The 14,358-nt window shown below is 63.6% G+C and carries 12 protein-coding genes; 9 read left to right on the top strand and 3 right to left on the bottom strand.

Annotated elements, in window-relative coordinates; genetic code table 11:
• The first annotated feature begins 72 nt into the window (after positions 1–72).
• The 5 genes from lipB (at position 73) to NCR93_RS01305 (ending at position 6,917) form a co-directional block, all read left to right on the top strand.
• A complete protein-coding gene (gene lipB, locus NCR93_RS01285) occupies positions 73–837 on the top strand; it encodes a lipoyl(octanoyl) transferase LipB (protein WP_250480235.1) in 765 nt (254 codons plus the stop codon).
• Complete coding sequence (gene lipA / locus NCR93_RS01290) at positions 834–1,835, top strand: lipoyl synthase (protein ID WP_250532134.1); 1,002 nt, start codon at positions 834–836, stop codon at positions 1,833–1,835. Before lipB ends, lipA begins: the two co-directional genes overlap by 4 nt.
• Before the next feature lie 408 nt (positions 1,836–2,243).
• Complete coding sequence (locus NCR93_RS01295; RefSeq protein ID WP_008351804.1) at positions 2,244–3,533, top strand: dicarboxylate/amino acid:cation symporter; 1,290 nt, start codon at positions 2,244–2,246, stop codon at positions 3,531–3,533.
• 25 nt (positions 3,534–3,558) lie between these two features.
• The gene (locus NCR93_RS01300; protein WP_502799839.1) at positions 3,559–5,553 is read left to right on the top strand and encodes a sensor histidine kinase; all 1,995 of its coding nucleotides are present in this window, start codon (positions 3,559–3,561) and stop codon (positions 5,551–5,553) included.
• A gap of 20 nt (positions 5,554–5,573) precedes the next feature.
• The gene (locus NCR93_RS01305) at positions 5,574–6,917 is read left to right on the top strand and encodes a sigma-54-dependent transcriptional regulator (RefSeq protein ID WP_008351801.1); all 1,344 of its coding nucleotides are present in this window, start codon (positions 5,574–5,576) and stop codon (positions 6,915–6,917) included.
• Positions 6,918–6,967: 50 nt separating this feature from the next.
• Here NCR93_RS01305 and NCR93_RS01310 read toward each other — a convergent pair whose 3' ends face one another.
• The gene (locus NCR93_RS01310; RefSeq protein ID WP_008351800.1) at positions 6,968–7,504 is read right to left on the bottom strand and encodes a peroxiredoxin family protein; all 537 of its coding nucleotides are present in this window, start codon (positions 7,502–7,504) and stop codon (positions 6,968–6,970) included.
• Between the two features lie 138 nt (positions 7,505–7,642).
• Here NCR93_RS01310 and NCR93_RS01315 point away from each other — a divergent pair, with 138 nt between their 5' ends.
• Positions 7,643–8,245 carry a hypothetical protein gene (locus NCR93_RS01315; protein ID WP_250532135.1) on the top strand — a complete coding sequence of 201 codons (603 nt, stop codon included), beginning with the start codon at positions 7,643–7,645 and terminating at the stop codon, positions 8,243–8,245.
• A 380-nt stretch (positions 8,246–8,625) separates the two neighbouring features.
• On the opposite strand, the gene NCR93_RS01320 is transcribed toward NCR93_RS01315, so the two are convergent.
• Both NCR93_RS01320 and NCR93_RS01325 read right to left on the bottom strand, forming a co-directional pair.
• The gene (locus NCR93_RS01320) at positions 8,626–10,170 is read right to left on the bottom strand and encodes a YifB family Mg chelatase-like AAA ATPase (RefSeq protein ID WP_175979755.1); all 1,545 of its coding nucleotides are present in this window, start codon (positions 10,168–10,170) and stop codon (positions 8,626–8,628) included.
• Positions 10,171–10,264: 94 nt separating this feature from the next.
• Positions 10,265–10,528: an accessory factor UbiK family protein gene (locus tag NCR93_RS01325; RefSeq protein WP_008351796.1), complete on the bottom strand. Its 264-nt coding sequence runs from the start codon at positions 10,526–10,528 to the stop codon at positions 10,265–10,267.
• A 393-nt stretch (positions 10,529–10,921) separates the two neighbouring features.
• On the opposite strand from NCR93_RS01325, the gene NCR93_RS01330 reads away from it, so the two are divergent.
• From NCR93_RS01330 to gshA, 3 genes are all read left to right on the top strand, one after another.
• Positions 10,922–11,260: a P-II family nitrogen regulator gene (locus tag NCR93_RS01330; protein WP_008351794.1), complete on the top strand. Its 339-nt coding sequence runs from the start codon at positions 10,922–10,924 to the stop codon at positions 11,258–11,260.
• 31 nt (positions 11,261–11,291) lie between these two features.
• Positions 11,292–12,761, top strand: coding sequence for an ammonium transporter (locus NCR93_RS01335; RefSeq protein WP_008351793.1), 1,470 nt, complete (start codon positions 11,292–11,294; stop codon positions 12,759–12,761).
• A gap of 275 nt (positions 12,762–13,036) precedes the next feature.
• Positions 13,037–14,326, top strand: a complete 1,290-nt coding sequence (gene gshA / locus NCR93_RS01340) for a glutamate--cysteine ligase (protein WP_033536547.1) — start codon at positions 13,037–13,039, stop codon at positions 14,324–14,326.
• Positions 14,327–14,358 lie beyond the last annotated feature (32 nt).

A 14,358-nucleotide genomic window follows, 5' to 3' on the forward strand; every position in this document is an offset into this window, starting at 1 on the left:
CGCATTTGCCATCGAAGGCATGCGAATTCACCATCGGCGGGCATGGGGCTATTTCGGTAAACTACCGGCACCATGTTCGCTACACCGCTCGCCATCCCACAAGCAATCCACGACGCGCCCGCCACCGTGCTCAGTTCCGGTGACTTTCCGGTCGCGTTGCGCTGGCGCGGTCTCGAACCGTACAGCCAGAGCTTCGACGCGATGCGCGCCTTCACCGACGCCCGCACGCCCGAAACACAGGACGAAATCTGGCTCGTCGAGCATCCGCCCGTCTTCACGCTCGGTCTCGCGGGGGATCCGGCGCATCTGCTGCTCGCCGAAAGCGGCATTCCGCTCGTCAAGGTGGATCGGGGCGGACAGATCACGTATCACGGGCCGGGGCAGATCGTCGCTTATCTGCTGATCGACCTGCGCCGCCGCAAGCTCATGGTGCGCGAGCTAGTGCGGCGCATCGAAGAGGCCGTGATCGAAACCCTCGCGACGTATAATCTCGCGACCGACCGCAAGGCCGGCGCGCCGGGCATTTACGTGGCGCGGCATCCTCAAGGCGCGAACGATCGTACGCAGGCGCATGAAGGCGCGAAGATCGCCGCGCTCGGACTCAAGATTCGCAACGGCTGCAGTTATCACGGCGTGAGCCTCAATGTGCGAATGGACCTGCAGCCGTTCCTCGCAATCAACCCGTGCGGCTACGCGGGGCTCGAAACGGTCGACATGGCGACGCTCGGCGTCGCGGCCGACTGGCGCGACGTAGCTCTCGTGCTGGCCGAACGGCTGGCACTTCAAATCGGCGGCCTCCCCGCAATTGCCGCTGCAACAACCGGATCGACCGAATGACTGACGCAACCGCAAACCTGGCTGGCGACACCGCCGCTTCTGCTTCGTCGCCCGCCGCTTACGACGCCACTGCAAAGCAGAAGGCACAGGCGAAGACATCGCGCATTCCGATCAAGGTCATTCCGATCGAGAAGCTGAAGAAGCCGGAGTGGATTCGCGTACGCACCGCGACGGGCAACTCGCGCTTCAACGAGATCAAGAAGATCCTGCGCGAGCACAGTCTTCATACGGTTTGCGAGGAAGCGAGCTGCCCGAACATCGGCGAATGCTTCGGCAAGGGCACCGCGACGTTCATGATCATGGGCGACAAGTGCACGCGCCGCTGTCCGTTCTGCGATGTCGGACACGGCCGCCCCGATCCGCTCGACGCCGACGAGCCGCTGAATCTCGCGCGCACCATCGGCGCGCTGAAGCTGAAATACGTGGTGATCACGTCCGTCGATCGCGACGATCTGCGCGATGGCGGCGCCGCGCACTTCGTCGAGTGCATCAGGCAGGTTCGCGAGCATTCGCCGGAAACGCGCATCGAAATTCTGACGCCGGACTTCCGCGGGCGTCTGGATCGCGCGATCGGCATTCTGACCGCCGCGCCGCCCGATGTGATGAACCACAACCTCGAAACGGTGCCGCGTCTCTACAAGGAAGCGCGCCCGGGTTCGGATTATCACCATTCGCTGAAGTTGCTGAAGGACTTCAAGGCGCTGCATCCGGAAGTCGCGACGAAATCGGGCCTGATGGTGGGTCTCGGCGAAACGGAAGAGGAAATTCTTCAGGTGATGCGCGACCTGCGCGCCCACGACGTCGACATGCTGACGATCGGGCAGTATCTGCAGCCTTCGGAGCATCATCTGCCGGTGCGGGCGTACGTGCATCCGGATACCTTCAAGATGTACGAGGAAGAGGCGTACAAGATGGGCTTCACGCACGCGGCGGTCGGCGCGATGGTGCGCTCGAGCTATCACGCGGATGTGCAGGCGCATGGGGCGGGCGTGGTTTGACGCCGGTTTTGCCCTTCCGCTGAGAGAAAGCCCACCGGAGACGGTGGGTTTTTTGTTTCTCGTAATCGAGGCGCTAACCGTCCAGAACCCCGGACGCCCGCATTCCGGATTTCCGGAATCCCGGATTCGAAGCCGCCAGCCGCTCAGAAAACTCCCATAGAATCATCGGCTTAAGCGAAACTTAAACCTGGCATTGCCCTTGCGATACAAACGGCACGGCCCATGAGCCGCCCATAAAAGTCAAGGAGACAAGCCGATGACCCCTCTCGCATCCAAACGTCCCTGATCCGTCGACGAAGCGGCTATCGCCCATCGACGCGTTCAGACGTGCCCACACACGCCCGCCCCGCGTCAACGCTCGCCGCTGGCCGTACTTCCGCCAACTGCTTGTTATCGCCTGGAAACATCGTGAAAAAACCCATCCATAAAGTCCTGTACGTGCAGGTGATCGTCGCGATCATCATCGGCATCGCGCTCGGGCACTTCTATCCCTCGCTCGCCACCGACATGAAGCCGCTCGGCGACGGGTTCATCAAACTCATCAAGATGGTCATCGGCCCGATCATCTTCTGTACCGTCGTGACCGGCATCGCCGGCATGGAAGACATGAAGAAGGTCGGCCGCGTCGGCGGCAAGGCGCTGCTGTACTTCGAAGTCGTGTCGACGTTCGCGCTGATCCTCGGTCTCGCCGCGACGCACCTCCTGCGGCCGGGCGTCGGCTTCAACGTCGATCCTTCGACGCTCGACCACAAGGCCGTCGATTCCTTCGCGACGAAGGCGCACGGCCAGAGCACGGTCGATTTCTTCCTGCACATCATCCCGGACACGCTGGTGTCGGCGTTCGCGCAGGGCGAAATCCTCCAGATCCTGCTGATCGCGCTCCTGTTCGGCGCGGTGCTCGCGCATATCGGCGAGCGCGGCAAGGTCGTGACGACGTTCATCGAAGGTCTGTCGAGCATCCTGTTCGGCATGGTCGGCATCATCACGAAGCTCGCGCCGATCGGTGCGTTCGGCGCGATGGCGTTCACCATCGGCAAGTACGGCATCGGTTCGCTGCTGCCGATGCTCAAGCTCATCGGCACGTTCTATCTGACGTCGATCGTCTTCGTCGTCGTGGTGCTCGGTGCGATCGCGCGCATGGTGGGCTTCAACATCCTGAAGTTCATCGCGTACATCAAGGAAGAAATGCTGATCGTGCTCGGCACGTCGTCGTCGGAAGCCGCGCTGCCGCAACTGATGCTCAAGCTCGAAAAGCTCGGCTGCTCGCGTTCGGTCGTGGGTCTCGTCGTGCCGACAGGCTACTCGTTCAACCTCGACGGCACCAACATCTACATGACGATGGCCGTGCTGTTCATCGCGCAGGCGACCAACACCGATCTCTCGTGGGGCCAGCAACTGACGCTGCTCGCCGTGACGATGCTCACGTCGAAGGGCGCTTCGGGCGTGACCGGCGCAGGCTTCATCACACTGGCCGCGACGCTCGCCGTCGTGCCGACGATTCCGCTCGCGGGCATGGTGCTGATTCTCGGCATCGACCGCTTCATGTCGGAATGCCGCGCGCTGACGAACATCGTCGGTAACGGCGTGGCGACGGTCGTCGTGTCGGCATGGGAGAAGGAGCTGGATCGCAGCAAGCTGAAGGCGGCGTTGTCGCGCGATGTCGACGTGACCGACGCCGAAGAAGCGAAGTCGGTCTGAATCCGCACTGAAGCCGGAAGCGATCATGCAAGCGGCGAAGCCTCAGTCCGCGAGTGCTTCGCCGCAGTCGTTTCCGGCGCCTGATTCGCCACAAGCCTATGACACAATGGCAGATCCTCTTTCGCGGGAATCTGCTCACGTGTCGCGCCGCATCGTCGTGTTCTTCGCGCTTCTCGCCGCGCTCGTGGCGTGCTGCGCGCTCACGTGGCATCTCGCGTGGCAAAGCGGCATCGACGAGTTGAGGCTCAACGCCGCCGCGCGCGTCGATCGCACGACGAACACGCTCAAGAGCACGCTCGACCGCTACGAATATCTACCTTATCTGCTGTCGCGGCATCCGGTCGTGCAGGACGCGCTCGATCATCCGGATCGTGCGAACGTCGAGCGCGCGAACCGTTATCTCGAAGACCTCAACGCGCGCTCGCACGCCACCGTCACGTATCTGATTCGCGCAAACGGCATCGCGGTTGCCGCGAGCAACTGGAACGCGACGGACAGTTTCGTCGGCGTGGACTACAACTTCCGGCCGTATTTCATCGACGCGATGAAGGGCAGCACCGGCCGTTTCTTCGGCATCGGGACGATCTCGACCGAGCCCGGCTACTACATCTCGCAACCGGTCTATCGCGAGGGCACGAAAGAGATCATCGGCGTCGCGGTCGTGAAGCTGAATCTCGAATGGCTGCAAGGCGCGGATGCATCCGAGCCGCTCATCGTCACCGACGATCACGGCGTCATCTTTCTCTCGTCCGTGCCCGCGTGGAAATATCACACGGTGCGGCCGCTGCCGCAGAACGTCGAGGCGTCCGTCTATGCGACGCGCCAATACGCGCAACAGGCGATCACGCCGCTGCCGATGACTATCGTAAAGACGCTCGAGGGCGGCGCGCAGATCGTGCGCGTCGGCGGCGGCGGGCGAGACGGACACCATGCGCCGGCGTTTCTCGCGACGCATCGCTCCATCGGCGAACCCGACTGGCAACTGATCACGATGGCCGCGCTCGATCCCGTCGAGAGCGGCGCGCAGATCGCGGTCATCGTCACCGCGCTCGTATTCGTCTCGCTGTGCCTGCTCGCGTTCTACTGGCGCATGCGGCGCGCGCGCGTGCGCGAGATGATCCGCAGCCGGGAGATGTTGCAGACCGCGTATGCCGAATTGAATCAACGCGTCGCGGAGCGCACGGCGGATTTATCGGAAGCGAACGCGCAACTCACGAAGGAAGTGAACGAGCGCACGCGCGCCGAACAGGATCTGCGCGCCGCGCACGACGAGCTCATTCAGGCGAGCAAGCTCGCCGCGCTCGGCCAGATGGCGGCGGGCATCACGCATGAACTGAATCAGCCGCTCGCCGCGTTGCGCAGTTTTTCCGACAACACTCGCGTGCTGATCGATCGCGGCGATCAGGCGGCGGCGCGCGAGAATCTCGAAGCGATCGCGTCGCTGACCGAGCGCATGGGCAACATCACGAATCAGCTGAAGTTGTTCGTCACGAAGGCGCGGCCGAAGAATGCGCGCGCCGACGTCGCGCGGGCGCTGCGCCAAGTGTTCTCGATGCTGCGTCCGCGCATGAAGAACGTCGTCATCGATATCGCGCCGGAACTCGCCGAAGGCAGCGCGCCGATCTTCGTGCGTTGCGAGGACTTGCGGCTGGAGCAGGTGCTCATCAACTTGATCGGCAACGCGCTCGATGCGGTCGCGTCGTGTGACAGGCCGCGCATCGTCATCGAACTGAATGGCCACGCGGATACGATCGAGCTCATCGTGCGCGACAATGGTCCCGGCATTCCCGTCGATGCGCTGCCGAAACTCTTCGAGCCGTTCTTCACGACGAAGGAAATGGGGCAGGGACTGGGCCTCGGGCTTGCGATTTCATCGGCGATCGCGCGCGATTACGGCGGCACGCTCGTCGCGCGCAATCGCGAGGCGCCGATCGTCGCGGACGGTCCCGAAGGCGGCACCCAGGCGGACGCCGATCATTCGCACGGCGCGGAGTTCGTGCTGACTTTGCGGCGCGCTTGAAAACACAGTTGGAGCAACACATGACCACCGGTTTGCAGGTGATCTTCATCGAGGACGACGAACTCGTGCGCCGCGCGAGCGTGCAGAGCCTGCAACTCGCGGGCTTCGACGTGATCGGGCACGGCAGCGTCGAATCCGCCGCGCGCGCGATCGACGCGAGTTTCCCCGGCGTGATCGTGAGCGATATCCGCTTGCCCGGCGCGAGCGGCCTCGATCTGCTCGCGCAATGCCGCGAGCGTGCGCCCGAAGTGCCGGTCATTCTCGTCACCGGCCACGGCGACATCTCCATGGCCGTGCAGGCGATGCGCGACGGCGCCTACGACTTCATCGAAAAGCCGTTCGCGTCCGAGCGCCTGATCGAAGCGGTGCGCCGCGCGCTGGAGCGCCGCACGCTCGTGCTCGAGAATCAGGCGCTGCGGCGCGAGCTGGCGGGCGCGGGGCAGAGCCGCATCATCGGGCGCAGTCTCGCGATCGAGCAGGTGCGCCGGCTGATCGCGAACATCGCGCCGACGGATGCCTCCGTGCTCATCAACGGCGATACGGGCGCGGGCAAGGAACTCATCGCGCGCAGCCTGCACGACATGTCGCCGCGTCGCGACAAGCCGTTCATCGCGGTGAATTGCGGCGCGCTGCCGGAGCAGATGTTCGAATCGGAGATGTTCGGCTACGAGGCCGGCGCGTTTACGGGCGCGCAGAAGCGGCGTATCGGCAAGCTGGAACACGCGTCGGGCGGCACGCTCTTTCTCGATGAAATCGAGAGCATGCCGCTGTCATTGCAAGTGAAACTGCTGCGCGTATTGCAGGACGGCGTGCTGGAGCGGCTCGGCTCGAATCAGCCGGTGCGCGCGAATCTGCGCGTCGTCGCGGCGGCGAAGGGCGACATGAACGAACTCGTCGCCGATGGCACGTTCCGACGCGACTTGCTGTATCGGCTGAACGTGGTGACGATCACGCTGCCGCCGCTCAACGAGCGGCGCGAAGATATCGTGCCGCTCTTCGAGCATTTTCTGCTCGATGCGGCCGTGCGCTACGAGCGGCCCGCGCCGCTCATCACGGATCGTCAGCGCGCCGAACTGATGCAGCGCGACTGGCCGGGCAACGTGCGCGAGTTGCGCAACGCGGCGGATCGCATGGTGCTCGGCATTCTCGACGACAGCGGTGCGGCGGCGGCGCTCGACACATCGACGCAATCGCTCAAGGAACGCACCGAGCAGTTCGAGCGCGCGGTGATCGGGCAGGCGCTGGAGCAGTGCGGCGGCGCGGTCGCGGTGGCGGCTGATCGGCTGCAGCTCGGCAAGGCGACGCTGTACGAGAAGATCAAGCGATACGGAATCGTCGTGAAAGGCGATTCGTCCGAGCGATAAAAAAGCCCGCTGGTTGTCGCCAGCGGGCTGCGTGTTTCGCGTAAAGGCGTTCAGGCCGAACCGAGCGCCTTGTCGAGCAGTTGATCCAGTTCCGCGAACGTCGGCTCGCCGACATAGCGCTTCAAAATCTTCCCGTTCTTGTCGATGACGAAGGTCGTCGGCGTCAGTTGCACGTTGCCGAACTGCTTGGCAGCGCTGCCGTCGTCCATCGCGACCTTGAACGGCAACTTGCGCGTCTGCGCGTAGTTGTTGACGTACATCGGCGCGTCGTAGTTCATCGCGACCGCGACGAACTCCAGGCCGCGGCCCTTGAATTTGTTGTACGTGTCGATCATCTGCGGCATTTCCTTCATGCATGTCTCGCAGCTCGTCGCCCAAAAATTGACGAGATAGACCTTGCCCTTCAGATCGCCCGACGTCGAAATCTTCTGTCCCGAAAGCAGCGTGAAGGTCGCGTCCGGCACTTTCTGCTGGCCGCCGAAGGCGAAATACCCGGTGCAGGCGATCACGCCCGCGACGAGCGCCATCACGATGTAACGCAGCGGACTCTTCGCGCGCGTGGATGTTTCTTGCGTGGCTTGGGACATGGGAACCTCGGATGGCGCTCCGGCGAACGGAACGGAGACTGCTGCGTATTTTAGCGCCAATTTCGGGATGCGTTCGTGACGCGCCGATAAGCCCGGCATCGCAGCGCGATAATGATGGTTTTCACGCAGCGATTCCTCATGAAACGAGTTTTCCCCGTGTTTCCTGTCCGTTTGCGGCGCGCGGCCGCGCGCTTTCTTCCGAATATTGCTTCCGCCAACAAGCTGATGTGCGCAACTGTCACATGCGGCGCATTGCTCGCGTGCACGCCCTCATACGACTGGCGCACCGTGACGAACAACGACGACGGCTACGAAGTGACGCTGCCCGCGAAGCCGCGTTCCGAGGAGCGCAAGATCGACATCGCAGGCCGGTCGATGACGATGCACATGCAGACCGCAGAAGCCGGCGACGCCGTGTTCGCCGTCGGCACGGTCGTGCTGCCGAGCGCCGATCCGCAATTGCAGCGCGCGACACTCGATTTCCTCCAGCAAGGTCTCGCGCGCAACGTGAATGCGAAGCCCGAGGCGCGTGCGACGCAGATCGACCTCGCGGCGGGCGGACGCGTGTCGGGCAGCGAGATCGAGGTGAAGGGCGAAGGCGGGGAGAAGCGCGAGTCGCGGACGATTCACGCGCGCTTCGTGGCGCGCGGCGCGCACGTCTATCAACTGGCGATCGTGTCAGACAAGACGACGCCGACCGAGCAGGCCGAGCAGTTCTTTTCGTCGTTCAAACTGTTTTAGAGGAAGGCCTCGAATTCTGCAGGCACTAACTTAAGAAGTGTCTTAGTGTGTCGGAAATAGCCGAAGTTCCTTCAGAAGTTTACGCGCTAATTCTCGGATTCATATGGACTTTTTGCGCTATCCACAATGTCTGTGGATAACTTTGTGGAAAACAGTGTGTGGTAGCGCTCAAAAGCCCGACTCATGCGGTTTACGTTAGTTTGCCTTCGTTCGCGGCAAGTTAAATAATTCAATAAAATCAATGGTCTGTGAAATGTGGCCAAAACCGGGGTTTGATCAGACGAAGGACCGCCCCGGATCGCTTCAGTGTGCATAAGTCAAGTCTTGACAAGTAATTTTCCGCTTAGCATCGCGCGGACCACCCCGCGTCCGCGCTGGCTTCAGGCGATCGACAGCGCCCGGCGGTACTGAACGGCTTCCGCGACATGGGACGCGTCGGGCATATCGGCGCCGGCGAGATCCGCGATCGTCCGCACGACCTTCAGCACGCGGTAGTACGCGCGCGCGGACCAGCCGAAGCGCTCGCCCGCAGCGCGCAGCAAGGCTTCGCCGGCGGAATCGGGGCGGCAGACGGCGTCGGCTTCGCGGCCGTCGAGATCGCGGTTGATCTTGCCCTGACGCTGCGTCTGTATGTCGCGGGCCGCCGCGACCCGCGCCGCGACGACGGCGCTCGACTCGCCGCGCTCGGTGCCGCGCGCCGACAGTTCCGCGGGCGAGAGCGCCGGCAACTCGATCTGAATGTCGATGCGATCCATCAGCGGACCCGACAGCTTGCGCAGATAACGCGCGGCGACATCGGGCGAGCAGCGGCAGCGCGCGCTCGGGTCGCCGCGCCAGCCGCACGGACATGGATTCATCGCGGCGACGAGCTGGCAGGCCGCCGGAAATTCCGCCTGCTGTGCGGCGCGCGAAATCGTGATCTGGCCGACTTCGAGCGGCTCACGCAGGGTTTCCAGCACTTTTCGGTCGAATTCGGGCAGCTCGTCGAGAAACAGGACGCCGAGATGCGCGAGCGTGATCTCGCCCGGCTGCGGCGGATTGCGCCCGCCGACGAGCGCCGCCGCGCTCGCCGAATGATGCGGCGCGCGGAACGGCCGTCGCCGCCACTGCTCGGGCGTAAAGCCGAGCGAACTCGCCGAAAGGATCGCGGCGGAGGTGAGCGCTTCGTCGTCGTTCATCGGCGGGAGCAGGCCGGCCAGGCGCGCGGCGAGCATCGACTTGCCCGCGCCGGGCGGACCGACCATCAGCAGATGATGACCGCCCGCAGCCGCCACTTCGAGCGCGCGGCGGGCGGCGGGATGGCCGATGACATCGGCGAGATCCGCGGACGGCGCGGCTGTCGAGGGAAGCGGAGCGGCTTGCACGGGTCGCAGACGGGCGTCGGGGACATCGTTCAGATGCGCGCAGAGCGTGGGCAAGTCCGCCGCGCCGAAGACCTCGATGCCCGGCACGAGCGCCGCTTCCGCCGCGCTTGCGAGCGGCACGTAGATTTCGGGGATTGGCGGGGCTGCATCGCGCATCGATGCATAGTGGCGCGCCGCGCCGCAGACCATTGCGAACGCGCCGCGCATCGGACGCAGCGCGCCGGTCAGCGAAAGCTCGCCCGCGAACTCGCGATGTTCGAGCGCTGCGGCCGGAATCTGTCCGCTCGCGGCCAGAATGCCGAGCGCGATCGGCAGATCGAAGCGGCCGCTTTCCTTCGGAAGATCGGCGGGTGCGAGATTGACGGTGATTCTGCGGACGGGGAAATCGAAGCCGCAGTTCTGCAGCGCGGCGCGCACGCGCTCGCGGCTTTCGCGGACTTCGAGATCGGGCAGACCGACGATGGAAAACGACGGCAACCCGTTGGCGAGATGGACTTCGACGACGACTTCGGGCGCGCGCCCAGGAGCGGGCGCGCGGCTGCGTACCACGGCAAGCGACATGATTTCACCTGAAACGGCGCATGGACCGCGCCGGCAATAAAACTAGAAACTCACGGCTCGCTAGCCGAGGTACGCGATAGGCAGTGCTGGCGCCTCAGTCTTGCGCGGCCGTGTTTCCGCCCGCGAGACGCTGCTCCAGCTGCGCGACGCGCTTTTCGAGTTCTTCGAGACGAGCGCGCGTGCGGACGAGCACTTGCGTCTGCGTGTCGAATTCCTCGCGCGTCACGAGATCGAGCTTCGAAAAGCCTTGCGAGAGCATCGCCTTCATATTCCGTTCGACGTCTTTCGCGGGCGAATTCTTGAAGAGATCGCTCATCTTCTGCTGCAAATCGTTGAAAACGTCGTTGGGCTGCTTCATCGTTTCTCCCTTCTTGCACAAAAAAAGTGCATTCATTGTTAGGTCAGTGCCCCGAATTATCGAATGTTCGATATTGGTGCGCGCCGCCGAATGCGCGAACGCGCGTCGAAGCACCCTTGAGGCGCCGCGATTTTAGCGCCGCCGCGCGCTCGCGTTGTCCGCCCATGCCCCTTTTTGCGGGACCTCTGGACCACTCTAGCAATGAACCTACCCCGACGCCAGCACGCGCGGCCCGCGTTAGCCGTTCGGCCGACCCTTCGTGCGATTGTTTCGCGAAATCGCGCAAAGCCGCATGGATGCTCGCATGGCATACGAGTTGCATAAGTGGCGCGACCTTTTCTGCACGCTTCAATGGACGGCATCGAAGGATCAGCACACCACAGCGAGGGATACATGAAGCTCATTACCGCAATCATCAAGCCGTTCAAGCTGGACGAAGCGCGTGAAGCGCTCTCGGCCATCGGCGTCTCGGGCATCACCGTGACCGAGGTGAAAGGCTTTGGCCGACAGAAGGGGCACACCGAGCTGTATCGGGGCGCGGAGTACGTCGTCGACTTTCTGCCGAAAGTGAAGATCGAGGCGGCCGTCTCGGACGACATCGTCGATCAGGCGATCGAAGCCGTCGAACGCGCCGCACGCACGGGAAAAATCGGTGACGGAAAGATCTTCGTCACCTCAATCGAACAGGTGATCCGCATCCGCACCGGCGAGACCGGCGCCGACGCGCTCTAACAAGAAATTGGCGATAAGAGGAACCAGAAGAATGCGTAACTTTTTGATGTCACTGTTGGTGGCGGGCGCGCTGATCGGCGCGAATGTCGGCACCGCTCTCGCTCAGGATGCGTCCGCTCCGGCCGCAGCCTCGGCACCCGCTGCAAGCGCGCCCGAAAGCGCCAACACGGCGATGGCGTCGTCGGCTCAGGCGGCATCGGCGGCAGAAGCCGCGTCCGGCGCATCCGCCGCGTCCGATGCCGCGCCGGCCGCACCGACCGAGCCGGTCATGGTCGATTCGTCGAAGATCAGCTCCGGCGACACCGCGTGGATGCTGACTTCCGTGGCGCTCGTGCTGTTCATGACGATTCCCGGCCTCGCGCTCTTCTACGCGGGCATGGTCCGCAAGAAGAACGTGCTCGCGACGGTCATGCAGAGCTTCGCGATCTGCTGTCTCGTGACGATCCTCTGGACGGTCGTCGGCTACAGCATCGCGTTCACGCCGGGCGGCTCGTTCCTCGGCGGCTTCTCGCGCGTGTTCCTGCACGGCATGGCCTACATCAAGGGCGACAAGGCGACGACGCTTACCGTCAGCCATCTGGCCGTGACGATCCCCGAGTCGGTCTATTTCGCATTCCAGTTGACGTTCGCGATCATCACCCCGGCGCTCATTACCGGCGCGTTCGCGGATCGCATGAAGTTCTCGGCGATGCTCGTGTTCATGGCGCTGTGGTCGCTGATCGTCTACTCGCCGATCGCGCACATGGTCTGGGAACCTACCGGCTGGCTCGCATCGGCTGGCGTGCTCGACTTCGCGGGCGGCACGGTGGTTCACATCAACGCCGGTATCGCGGGTCTGATGTGCTGTCTCGTGCTCGGCAAGCGCGTCGGCTATGGCCGCGAAGTGATGGCGCCGCACAACCTCGTGCTCTCGCTGATCGGCGCATCGATGCTGTGGGTGGGCTGGTTCGGCTTCAACGCGGGTTCGGCAGTGGCGGCTGACGGCCGTGCCGGTTTCGCGATGCTCACGACGCAGATCGCCACCGCGTTCGCCGCATTCGGCTGGATGTTCGCGGAGTGGATCACGAAGGGCAAGCCGTCGGTGCTCGGCATCATCTCGGGCGCGGTTGCGGGTCTGGTGGCCGTGACGCCGGCGTCGGGTTTCGTCGGCGTGACGGGCGCGATCGTGATCGGCATTGTCGCGGGCGTGGTCTGCTTCTGGTCGGCGACGTGGCTCAAGCACAAGTTCAACTACGACGACTCGCTCGACGCGTTCGGCGTGCACGGCGTGGGCGGGATCATCGGCGCGCTGCTGACGGGCGTGTTCGCGGTGAAGGACATCGGCGGCTTCGACGGCAGCGTGCTCGTGCAGGCGAAGGGCGTGCTCGTCACGCTCGTCTACAGCGGCGTCGTCAGCTTCGTTTTGCTGAAGATCATCGACATGACCATGGGCCTGCGCGTCACGGAAGAACAGGAACGCGAAGGTCTCGACGTCACGCTGCACGGCGAGCACGTCGAGTAAGTCTTACGCCGCAACCGGCGCGCCGCGAGAGCGCGTAGGCTGCGAGCAAGGAACGAGCGCAGCGACTTCGCCCGCCTTATGGCGGGCATTTTTTTTGGTGCGCCATTTCCGTCCGGGTTTCGTCGAAGGCGGCGGCCAAACCTATTGAAGCGACAGGCGGAAAAGTGCGTGGAAGCGGCGCGGCGCGGGCCGCAAAACCTTGTCAATTGGCGGTTGATACCCATTTAGGCAAAGCAATTGCTCTACAATCTTTTGTCTTCTTCCGCGAGTAATACATGGTTCCGCACCTTGTTACGGCGTTAAGTGGCCCGCTGCTCGATCTCGAGCGGAAAATCCTCGAGGCCATGCCCGCCATCGAGCGCTGGTTCCGGCTCGAATGGCAGGAGCACACGCCGCCGTTCTACTGTTCCGTCGATCTGCGCAACGCGGGGTTCAAGCTCGCGCCCGTCGACACCAATCTCTTTCCCGGCGGTTTCAACAATCTGCCGCAGGAAGTGTTGCCGCTCGCGGTGCAGGCAGCGATGGCGTCCATCGAAAAAATCTGCCCGGACGCGAAGAATCTGCTCGTCATTCCCGAGCGCCATACGCGCAACGCGTTCTATCTCGAGAACGTCGCGCGCCTCGCGCTCATCATGCGGCAAGCGGGGCTCAACATCCGCTTCGGCACGCTGGACGAGAATATCCACGGTCCTGTGACCATCGCGCTCGCCGATGGCCAGAAAATCGTGCTGGAGCCGCTCGAACGCACGCCGCGGCGCCTCGGCCTGAAGAACTTCGATCCCTGCTCGATCCTGCTCAACAACGATCTTTCGGCCGGCATTCCGCCCGTGCTGGAAAATCTGCACGAGCAGTATCTGCTGCCGCCGCTGCACGCCGGCTGGGCGGTGCGCCGCAAGTCGACCCATTTCTCCTGCTATGACGACGTCGCTAAGAAGTTCTCGAAGCTCGTCGAGATCGATCCGTGGATGGTGAATCCGTACTTCGCGCATGTGGAAGGCGTCGATTACGAAGCGCGCACGGGCGAACAAGCGCTCGCGGAAGCCATCGACGGCGTGCTCAAGAAGATCGCGAAGAAGTATCGCGAGTACGGCATCAGCGAGCGTCCGTATGTCGTCATCAAGGCGGATGCCGGCACGTACGGAAAGGGCGTGATGACCGTCCACGACGCGAGCGAAGTCGCCGCGCTGACCAAGCGCGAACGCACGAAGATGAACGACGCCAAGGAAGGCCTGCAAGTTCACGACGTGATCGTGCAGGAAGGCGTGCATACGTTCGAGCGCGTGGAAAATGCGGTCGCGGAGCCGGTCGTGTACATGATCGACCGGTATGTCGTCGGCGGGTTTTACCGCGTGCACGATTCGCGCGAGCGCGATCAGAACCTCAACGCGCCGGGCATGCATTTCGTGCCGCTCGGCTTCGAGCACACGGCGTTGCCCGACACGCACGCGAAGCCCGGCGCCGCGCCGCCGAACCGCTTCTACATGTACGGCGTGGTGGCGCGGCTGGCGCTGCTGGCGGCATCGGTCGAGCTCGAAAAGACCGATCCTGAAGCCATTCAGGTGTGAGTTCGCGGCTTGCGGTAAGCTCGCAGGCCGCG

It is taken from the genome of Caballeronia sp. ATUFL_F1_KS39, from assembly GCF_023630985.1.
GTDB lineage: Bacteria > Pseudomonadota > Gammaproteobacteria > Burkholderiales > Burkholderiaceae > Caballeronia > Caballeronia zhejiangensis.